The sequence below is a fragment of the Sporolactobacillus nakayamae genome, from assembly GCF_900113325.1.
In the GTDB taxonomy this organism is placed as follows: domain Bacteria; phylum Bacillota; class Bacilli; order Bacillales; family Sporolactobacillaceae; genus Sporolactobacillus; species Sporolactobacillus nakayamae.
In genome coordinates this window covers 45581-52428 of record NZ_FOOY01000026.1, presented here as the reverse complement: position 1 = coordinate 52428, position 6848 = coordinate 45581, and the positions used below count along the sequence as shown (strand labels likewise).

11 protein-coding genes are annotated in these 6848 nt (G+C 43.8%); 6 read left to right on the top strand and 5 right to left on the bottom strand.

All coding sequences use genetic code 11. The features are described 5' to 3' along the window. Positions 1-310: 310 nt before the first annotated feature. A complete protein-coding gene (locus BM003_RS14955; protein ID WP_093674455.1) occupies positions 311-1069 on the bottom strand; it encodes an SDR family oxidoreductase in 759 nt (252 codons plus the stop codon). Between the two features lie 107 nt (positions 1070-1176). Between BM003_RS14955 and BM003_RS14950 the strand changes: the two genes are divergently transcribed. From BM003_RS14950 to BM003_RS14935, 4 genes are all read left to right on the top strand, one after another. Next, positions 1177-1551 carry a MerR family transcriptional regulator gene (locus BM003_RS14950; RefSeq protein ID WP_028983575.1) on the top strand — a complete coding sequence of 125 codons (375 nt, stop codon included), beginning with the start codon at positions 1177-1179 and terminating at the stop codon, positions 1549-1551. A gap of 234 nt (positions 1552-1785) precedes the next feature. Beyond that, entirely contained in the window at positions 1786-2094 is a 309-nt protein-coding gene (locus BM003_RS14945) for a PadR family transcriptional regulator (RefSeq protein WP_281242919.1), read from the top strand. Next, positions 2091-2438 (top strand): DUF1048 domain-containing protein, encoded by a 348-nt coding sequence (locus BM003_RS14940; protein WP_093674454.1) that lies wholly within the window; start codon positions 2091-2093, stop codon positions 2436-2438. The genes BM003_RS14945 and BM003_RS14940 overlap by 4 nt, the downstream gene beginning before the upstream one ends. Positions 2439-2446: 8 nt before the next feature. Continuing rightward, a complete protein-coding gene (locus BM003_RS14935) occupies positions 2447-2797 on the top strand; it encodes a DUF1048 domain-containing protein (RefSeq protein WP_093674453.1) in 351 nt (116 codons plus the stop codon). 266 nt (positions 2798-3063) lie between these two features. Here BM003_RS14935 and BM003_RS14930 read toward each other — a convergent pair whose 3' ends face one another. The 4 genes from BM003_RS14930 to BM003_RS14920 form a co-directional block, all read right to left on the bottom strand. Beyond that, positions 3064-3414: a DUF2200 domain-containing protein gene (locus BM003_RS14930; protein ID WP_093674452.1), complete on the bottom strand. Its 351-nt coding sequence runs from the start codon at positions 3412-3414 to the stop codon at positions 3064-3066. Positions 3415-3429: 15 nt separating this feature from the next. Next, positions 3430-3561: a hypothetical protein gene (locus BM003_RS18140; protein ID WP_281242917.1), complete on the bottom strand. Its 132-nt coding sequence runs from the start codon at positions 3559-3561 to the stop codon at positions 3430-3432. Between the two features lie 109 nt (positions 3562-3670). Then, the gene (locus BM003_RS14925) at positions 3671-4339 is read right to left on the bottom strand and encodes a type 1 glutamine amidotransferase (protein ID WP_093674451.1); all 669 of its coding nucleotides are present in this window, start codon (positions 4337-4339) and stop codon (positions 3671-3673) included. Between the two features lie 243 nt (positions 4340-4582). Continuing rightward, positions 4583-5581: a tRNA dihydrouridine synthase gene (locus BM003_RS14920; protein ID WP_093674450.1), complete on the bottom strand. Its 999-nt coding sequence runs from the start codon at positions 5579-5581 to the stop codon at positions 4583-4585. Positions 5582-5846: 265 nt separating this feature from the next. Here BM003_RS14920 and BM003_RS14915 point away from each other — a divergent pair, with 265 nt between their 5' ends. Both BM003_RS14915 and BM003_RS14910 read left to right on the top strand, forming a co-directional pair. Further along, positions 5847-6152 (top strand): type II toxin-antitoxin system RelB/DinJ family antitoxin, encoded by a 306-nt coding sequence (locus BM003_RS14915; protein WP_093674449.1) that lies wholly within the window; start codon positions 5847-5849, stop codon positions 6150-6152. Continuing rightward, positions 6142-6465 carry a type II toxin-antitoxin system RelE/ParE family toxin gene (locus BM003_RS14910; protein WP_093674448.1) on the top strand — a complete coding sequence of 108 codons (324 nt, stop codon included), beginning with the start codon at positions 6142-6144 and terminating at the stop codon, positions 6463-6465. The genes BM003_RS14915 and BM003_RS14910 overlap by 11 nt, the downstream gene beginning before the upstream one ends. Positions 6466-6848 lie beyond the last annotated feature (383 nt).

Sequence of the window (6848 nt, the reverse complement as noted above, 5' to 3'; positions counted from 1 at the left end):
ATCAATTGGTGAAATGACCAAGAAACAAATGGATCTGTACAAAGAGCTTGGCGTGATGATCCCATCATAGGTATAAATTCACGGGAATGTAGGTTTAATGGAGCAAGATGCAAAACCCGCTCATTTAGCGTTATCTGTAGTTGAGCCATCCTATGAATCTCTCCTTTTAGGACTCTATTCTAACTGAGATCATGGGCTCCGGCTCATTTTCTATGGGAATATCAAGGCGAAGGTGCGATTCTGAATTTTTTTCAAAAGCATTAAAAGCTCCAGGATCTCAGCAAAGGGATCCTGGAGCAGTTTATTTATATCAGGCTTGATCCGTCGGCCGAATGACCACTTCGTTGATCGCCATTCGCCGAGGACTCGTCACGATGAAATGAACCGTATTCGCAATATCATCGGCTTGCAGTTCCTCAACCTTGCCAAACATCTTTTCGAATGCTTCATTTTCGCCAACTCGATGGTCAAAAAGTTCGGTTGCAGTTTTCCCTGGTTCAATAACTGTAAAGCGTATATGTTGGCGCGTATATTCTTGTCGCCAAGCTTCTGTAGCAGCAGTTACAGCAAATTTTGTTGCCGAATAAATCGCAACCTGAGAAGCCGCAAAACGCCCGGCAACTGAAGAAATATTGACAACATCACTGACTTTCCTGTCACTCTTTTCGGCACTCTCTTTTAGGTGCGGCAAAGCAGCTTTAGTCAGATACATTAGGCCACGAAGATTAACATTAACCATCGCATCCCAATCCTTCACCGGGGTTTCAATTGAATCTCCGTTAAGCATAACACCTGCAGCATTAACCAAAATATCCAGCGTGCCAAATTTATCAATCGTTTCGTTAACGACCCGGATTGCTTCATCACTGGACGTGAGATCCGCTTCGATGGGCAACGATTGCCCGTTTGCTTTCTCAATTTCAGTCGCTAAGTCATTTAATCTTTGCTTACGACGAGCGACCAGGACAACGTTACTTCCTGCCGCAGCTAAATTCTTAGCAATTGCTCGCCCGATTCCACTGGATGCTCCTGTAACGATTGCAACTGTCTTTTGTAAGTTTTCTACCATTCTAAAATCCTCTTTTCTTTTGTGAACTTAGTTCTTGATTGAATTCAACGTACACCTTAAAGTAAGGTTTAACGCAAGAGAAAAGTTTACTAGAGCGGAGGAACATGATGAACATCAATGAAGCGAGCCAAAAGACGGGATTGCCTAAATCAACGATACGTTACTATGAAAAACTTAATATCGTTCCACCGATTAAGCGCGATAAAAACGAAGTAAGAATATTCGAGGAAACAGATATCGAGTGGCTATTCTTTGCGAAACAAATGAGAGGAGCCAACGTCTCAATCAAAACCTTAGTGCACTATATCTCATTGTTCAAAGAAGGAGAGGGTTCCATTGAAAGCAGAATTGAACTACTCACTAACGAATTGCTAAAGCTTCAAGAACATATTTCCGGCTTACAAGCAGCCGAGCGCAGTTTAAGCGAAAAAATTGAAAAATATCGTACTCATGTGATTCCTGTTGAAAAAAAGTTAATTTAATGCGGCTAATCATTCTATGAAGAATCCGAGATGCTAAATTTATTCAGATTCATAACGACTTATTTTCCAGAATCATTTTGGACAGCTTCTCCCCCCATCCTTTTTCCTATTATGAGAAAGCATGATCGAGTTGACAAAGCAGCTATTGCGTATTACTATATAGTAGTAGTAAGTGATACTTCATACAAGTCATACTAAATAGCGAAGGTGATTATACTGGAAAACCTAACGGAAATGCTCAAGGGCGTGCTTGAAGGCTGTGTTCTTGAAATTATAAACCGCGGAGAAACCTACGGCTACGAAATCACACGGCGGCTGAACGCGCTCGGCTTCACCGATGTTGTGGAAGGAACGGTCTACACCATTTTGGTGCGGCTTGAGAAGAATAAGCTCGTAAATACAGAAAAAAAACGATCTGATGTGGGACCGCCGCGTAAGTTTTTCGTGCTCAATGACGCGGGGCGCGAGAAACTGCGGAGGTTCTGGGAAAAATGGACGTTCGTATCTTCAAAAATGAATGAGTTAAAGGAGAGAAAACAATGAATTTTTTGGAAAAGGTCACCGGCAGCGACATAACTAAAGAAATGAAATCCTTTGAATCACGAGCCAAAAAACTGCCGGCTGATTACCAAGCGGCATGGGAAGAAATTAAGAACAATCTTTGGTCGCACTCCGATTTCACCGGTCGCAACCTAATACCAATTCTTGATGGTGTGCTTGGTCTTCTCGAGGAGACGGCGGTGGACGGTCAAAGCGTTCAAGGGGTTTTGGGTGACGATATCAAAGGGTTCTGTTCAGCACTAGCCGGTGAAGAAGGAGCAAGGTCTTTTCGCGACAAATGGCGTCGGCAACTCAATAATACGATCGCCAAGAAATTAAGAAAGTAGAGGATAAAATGAGCATACAGGATATCATTCAAGGCAAAAAAGAGTGGCGGGCTCACATGGCACGTGTCAAAGTACTCCCGAAAGATTATCAGATTGTTTATAAAGAAATTCAAAAATATCTCTTTAAAGTCGGCCCTGTTGAACTTTCCGACAGTACGGGCTTACTTTCGGGAATTGTCGATCTATTTGAAGAAGGGGCATCCTTAGGGAAAGGTGTGCTCGAAGTAACCGGCAACGATGTCGCGACCTTTTGCGATGATCTGATCAAAGGTTCAAAAACAAACGCTGACATCTATGAGGAAACTGTTAATCAAGAAGTCAGCAAGGCGATGAAAAAGATTACTGACCCAAAAAAGTAAAAGGGGCGATCAGGATGGAAAAGGCAGTCCAAGTAATGGAGCTGCAAAAGTCCTATAAGATACTTCAAAAGGAGATTTTGCGGTAGATAAAAGCAGTATTTTCGCCCCCGTCATATCACACGCAGCATGGACACCATTCTCACAGTCACGATCATGCCGATTGCACGTTCGACTGCTCTTTGGGGGCACTGTCCCGTTCGCGGGAGCAAGTCAGTATATAGCATTGATTTAAGTCCCGGCATTTCTGGTGGCATAGGTACCTCATCTCAGCTTCTCAAAATCTTCTCCATTGGCTTGCCTTTCGCTAATTCGTCAACCAGTTTGTCAAGCCACCTGATTTTCTGCATGAGTGAGTCTTCGATTTCCTCGACACGATACCCACAAATCACCCCTTTGATTTTAGACGCATTGGGGTTGATTTGCGGCGCATCGGCGAAGAACGTTTCAAAATCAGCGTTCTTGTCAATTTGCTGCGCAAGACCTTTATCGTCATAACCCGTCAACCAGCAAATCACGGCATCTACATCGGCTTTGGATCGCCCTTTGCGCTCCGCCTTTTGAATGTAGAGCGGATAAACTCTCGAAAATGCCATTTTGTATACACGCTCGTTTTTCATAAAGTGTCACTCCCTTTACACACTCCATTGTGCGATGCCGATGATGCGTTCATCATCGATCGGCTTGTCGCGCGTAAGCTGAATTGCCCCTTCATAGGTCTTATTCCCTGCGATCCGCTCCGCAAACTCATTGGTAGCTTCAAGCATTGCAAAAGTGATCGTGTTCCGTGATTACTTTTATGGTGTCGCCAGCTTGCTTACCGATTTTCGTTAAAAAGACAACAATAGACCACAATCTTTGAATTGTAGCCTATTTTCAATTGGTAATATAGTCTAATAGCTTAAACATGACTTCCTTATTTTCTTTTGGAACGAGGTGGTTCAAAATATCGTCAGATGATTGTTTTAATAAAGATCCCTTTGTGTACTGGGCGTCGTTCACAACGATCTCACGTACGTCATCCGCTTGTGGTTCGAAATGAAACTGTAATCCTATAACTCGATGATTCATCACAAAGCCCTGATTTTCCAGCAAATCACTTGAAAATAGCAGCTCCGCTTCCTCTGGGATTTCGAACATTTCTTCATGCCAATGCAGCGCAACCAGTTTTTCTGGAAGATCAGGAACAGCATTACTTTTCAGGTATACCGGAGCCCAGCCTACTTCTTTTGCCGGTGCTTTTCCAATCGTGTACCCAAGAGTTTTTGCGATTTGTTGCGCCCCATAGCATGCTCCAAAAATTGGAACGTTCTGATCTAATAACTTTTGAATAAGCGTACGTTCATTCAAAATCCATTCATCGGAATCATTGGGACTCATGGGCCCTCCTAAAATGATAAGCATATCTGTCTGATCAGCAGCTGGCAGAACACCGTCAAACTGATAAGGGTGATAGACATACATCTCATGTCCTCTGCTTATCGACCAATCTTTAATAGAGCCTGGTCCTTCGCTCGGTGTATGTTGTAATACGTTTATTCGCATGTTCTTGCCTCCATTATGTTAAGTATAACAATCATTGAGCCGGAACTATTAGGTACAGTAGCTTATCAGAAAAAGAAATAGACTCGGGTATCAAGCAGCTATTATTACTTTTTCAAGGGACCATTCAATACCGCAGCGGGGATCGATCACCGTTTCGTTGCTGGTCAGCCCGACCTACTCCTCGTTCTGTACCGATTTGACCCGAAAGAAAGGTGAGCCGAGCAAGCGAGCCTGACAATTTGATCAAAGACCCGATTGCGTTCCCAGATCGTCTTTGTCTTGTTGCTGATCAAAGTGATCAAGCAAAGCACGCACTTCATTGGTTGACTTTGTGCTCATCAATTGATTTCTCAATTCACTTGCCCCGCGAAAACCACGGACATAGATCTTAAAAAAGCGATGGAGTGCAGTAAACGGACGCAGCTCTAATTCTTCCGAATACTGATCATAGAGATCCAGATGCAGCCTCAAGAGATCGAGCAGTTCCTGACTACTGTGCTCTTTCGGCTCTTTTTCAAAGGCAAATGGATTCGCAAAAATACCGCGACCAATCATTAGACCATCTACGCCATAGTGTTCAGCAAGCTTCAAGCCGGTTTGACGGTCAGACACATCGCCATTGATCGTCAAAAGTGTATGCGGTGCCACCTGATCGCGAAGTTTCATAATCTCCGGGATGAGTTCCCAGTGTGCATCTACCTTGCTCATTTCCTTTCGTGTACGCAGATGAATGGTAAGATTCGCAATGTCTTGCTTCAATACATGTGTCAACCAGTCCCGCCATTCGTCAACATCCGAGTAACCGAGCCTTGTCTTCACACTTACGGGCAGTCCCCCTGCCTTTGTCGCCTGAATTAAATCGGCTGCGACTTCGGGGCGCAGGATAAGGCCGCTTCCCTTTCCATTCGCCGTCACATTAGGCACCGGGCAGCCCATATTGATATCCACACCGCGAAACCCTTGCTTCGCCAGACCGATACTCATCTGCCGAAAGTGTTCCGGTTTATCCCCCCATATTTGGGCGACAAGCGGCTGTTCATCCTCCGTAAACGTTAAACGCCCACGCACACTTTGAATCCCCTCCGGATGACAATAACTATCCGTGTTTGTAAACTCTGTAAAAAACACATCAGGCCTAGCTGCCGCACTCACGACATGGCGGAAAACAACATCCGTCACCTCTTCCATCGGTGCCAGTATAAAAAAAGGTCGTGGTAAATCACGCCAAAAATTAGTATTCATCGTTAACTTCAAATCCTCACATTATGGGATACTCGTCCAGAATCTGTATCCCCAAGATTGCTTTCTTAACACTTATAGCATGATTAGGCAGTTTAAATCAAATGACATACATTTTGACTCTATAATTTTTAGAAGATGCGAAGGGAAAAGCAGAGGAGAAGTGCCAGCAGGGAGATTCGTAAAACAGAGGACATTTGCTCATTCCGTACTATGATTGCACACTGCAATACAATTGAATATAATTGTGATATAGGAGGTGTCTCAAGTGACAAGAACATCAAACGTTTTCGCCCGTATTGAACCTGAACTTAAGGAGCAGGCTGAGCAGGTTCTGAAGCAGCTCGGGATTCCCATGTCCAACGCGATCAGTCTTTTTCTGCGTCAGGTCGTGCTGCAGCGCGGGATCCCCTTCGATATAAAACTGCCCGAAAACAAGCCGCTCACTTTCGGATCGCTCGATGAAAAATCATTTAACGATGAAATTGAAAAAGGACTGGCCGATCTAAACGCTGGGAGAATTACATCGGCAGAGCGCGTAGCCGAGAAGATGAGGCGGGATTATGGGAAATGAGCAGTGGAAGATTGTATATACCGTGCATGCGGAACGAGATTTAAACAGCATTTACACGTATATCGCCATCTCACTGCTGAATCCTGAAATTGCGAGAAAACAAATTCAACGTATCATGAATGCGGCCTTAAAGCTGGATGAGATGCCGTTTCGTTTTTCCCTTTACGATAAAGAGACATGGCATAGCAAAGGTCTTCGTATCGTACCCGTGGATAACTATCTTGTCTTTTATCTGACCATGGAACCGCTGAAAACCGTGGCAATTGTCCGTATTATGTATAGCAGGCGTGATAATGAAGCGCAGCTGCGGTAAGGTTAAAAAACTGTAAAGGATAACTACGATGTGATCAAACGTATAAGGCGTGTGCATATGAACGCATTTCATTGCGAGTATCCATTCTGTATGCGTTTTAAAACTGATTCACGTTTTTTCCATGCAGTGGCGTCCACCTTACTATCCACAGCACTTCTTATCCTTTGTTCGTTGCCGCAAGGACAAGAATCATTTCGTCTGATTTTGTCACCTTTAATTGGCTGATTACTTGACTAGGTACATGTGCGCTACTCAGGATCTTTTTGTCAATGTATAGACCAATACGATCCTGATGCTTTTAAATCAAAAACATCAGCAGGCCACTTTCAATTTTTCGGTTGATCAATAGTTATCAAATATGTACGATAAATACACATTCATTG